The organism is Microcystis sp. M53598_WE2 (assembly GCF_030067735.1).
GTDB classification, from domain to species: domain Bacteria; phylum Cyanobacteriota; class Cyanobacteriia; order Cyanobacteriales; family Microcystaceae; genus Microcystis; species Microcystis aeruginosa.
In genome coordinates this window covers 1-2,094 of the sequence record NZ_JASJFE010000414.1, presented here as the reverse complement: position 1 = coordinate 2,094, position 2,094 = coordinate 1, and the positions used below count along the sequence as shown (strand labels likewise).

3 protein-coding genes are annotated in these 2,094 nt (G+C 45.8%); 1 reads left to right on the top strand and 2 read right to left on the bottom strand.

Going from position 1 to position 2,094, the window contains the following annotated elements:
• Together PX636_RS08850 and PX636_RS08845 are read right to left on the bottom strand one after the other, a co-directional pair.
• The coding region (locus PX636_RS08850; protein ID WP_288116793.1) for an amino acid ABC transporter substrate-binding protein at window positions 1-819 on the bottom strand (819 nt) is incomplete at its 3' end.
• 36 nt (window positions 820-855) lie between these two features.
• Window positions 856-1,596, bottom strand: coding sequence for a TIGR00297 family protein (locus PX636_RS08845; RefSeq protein WP_288116792.1), 741 nt, complete (start codon window positions 1,594-1,596; stop codon window positions 856-858).
• 44 nt (window positions 1,597-1,640) lie between these two features.
• Here PX636_RS08845 and PX636_RS08840 point away from each other — a divergent pair.
• A partial coding sequence (locus PX636_RS08840; protein ID WP_353853464.1) for a cytochrome b/b6 domain-containing protein occupies window positions 1,641-2,094 on the top strand: 454 nt, incomplete at its 3' end.

The following is a 2,094-nucleotide window of genomic DNA, read 5'->3' as shown; positions in this document are numbered from 1 at the left end:
TTGGGAGTTAATCCCGAATTCTTCCCCTTGAATTAAACTAAAAACGATCGAGCGGACGGCATTCGACCAAGCGGGATCACCATCGGCCACGGCCGGGGCCAAGGGTTCCTTAGATATTACCACTTCTAATAATTGATGATCCTGCGGTCGGGGAAAAACCGAGCGCCGGGCCACCAATTGGGAGCGATCGGAAGTGACAGCCTGACAACGCCCCGCCTGATAAGCTGTATATAAGGCCTCCACATCATCGGAAACGATCGGTTTATAACCTTGCACTGCCGCTTTTGCCATGGCATCGGCCAGATTTTGTTCTGTGGTGGTTCCCGATAGCACACAAATGGACTTTCCGCTCAAATCTTCTAATTTCTTAACATTACTGGCTTTCGTGGCCATAATTCCTTGACCATCATAGAAAACCGGGGTGATAAACTCCATCCCCAGAGCGGTATCCCGGTTAATCGTCCAGGTGGTGTTGCGACTGAGGATATCCACTTCTCCCGTCTGTACGGCAGTAAATCTCTCTTGGGGGCTAAGTTTACGATATTCGACTTTGGAGGGATCATCAAAGAGAGCAGCCGCAATAGCTCGGCAAATTTGCACATCTAAGCCCGAATATTCGCCTTTTTCATTAACAAAGCTAAACCCCGGCACTTCTCCGTTAATGCCACAAATTAACTTACCGCGATTTTTCACCGTTTGCAAGCGGTCAGCACTGGGACTATTTGCAGTGTTAGAACTAGAATTCGGTTGATTTTCCGTCCCACAGGCAGTAATTAGCAGTAACAGCAGGGACAATGCACAAAAACGCCACTTTAGCATAGATATTCTCTGAAAAATTTTTTTAGTCACTTAACTTTAGCTGAAAGACCAGAGCAAGCTTAACAGTATAGCTACGATCGCACCGATAACCGTATTGATCACATTGACCAATTCATTAGTTAACCACAGAAAGCGAGTTTGTAGAGTAGCACCGATGAGACTTTCGATATTGGTGGCGATAAATGCCGCAATTACGCACCATAACACACCAAGAAGATCGATCGCACCGATACCCCATGCTAACAGGGAAATCGCCGTGGCTGCCAGCAAACCGGCGAGCGTTCCCTCTAAACTAACAGCCCCTTCTGTTCCCCGGGGGACGGATTTAAAATTAGTGATTAGATAAGTAGTTTTACCATAAGCTTTGCCCACCTCACTGGCAGTAGTATCGGCTAATTTGGTGCTAAAACTAGCCACATAAGCGAGTATTAAGAGGTAATCCCAGGGAGAAGCGGCAAAAAGACTTAGGATAGCGCAAATTGCCCCCGCTAAAGCGGAACCCCAGACATTTTCAGGACCGCGCACCCCCGCTCTTTTTTCGGCAATTCCCTCCGCTTCCTTGCGCGCTAAACCGATGCGGGTGACAGTAGAACCGACGAGGAAATAGAATAAAACAATTAGATAACCGCGCCATCCCAAGCTTCCCCAGACAATTACCCCTAAAACCCAAGCATGGAGATAACCCATCCGAGTTAAGAGCTTTTTTGGGGCAATCCAGGCGATTCCGAGGAGGACGGTATTGAGAAGAACAGCGACGAGCCAAGGATTAGTTAACATAGTATCTGGGCAAGTTTACATACCCCATTGTATCGATCGAGTTCATGAAAACTAATCAACCTTATCAACCTCTTTTACTGCGAATTCTGCACGGATTCACGGGAATTGCCCTCATTGCCGCCATGGTTACGGCCTATTGGACCTATGATACTTTTGACGGTCGTTGGTTAAAACTGCCCTTACCAGAATATCAAGAAATTGAAAGTATTCATGGCACTTTTGGCCTCTATACTCTGATTATTTTTCCCGTTTTTGCTATCTATGCTTTTCGTCGGGGCAACAAAAGATTAATTCAAAGTGATTCTCTTAACAAATTAACCCAATTTGGTAAGCCGATTTGGTGGTATAGTCTCCATCGTTTAGTCAATACTTTGACTCTTTTTGCCCTAACTTTTGCCTTGTATAGTGGTCGGATGATGGATTCCAAATGGCTACCGGAAGGGGAATTAAATCACTTTTGGTATTATGCCCATTTGCTCAGTTGGTTAATTATGGCAG

Bases quoted from the DNA above. Each gene is read 5' to 3' on its own strand.
- PX636_RS08845 (WP_288116792.1), bottom strand. From the start codon at position 1,596: ATGTTAACTAATCCTTGGCTCGTCGCTGTTCTTCTCAATACCGTCCTC.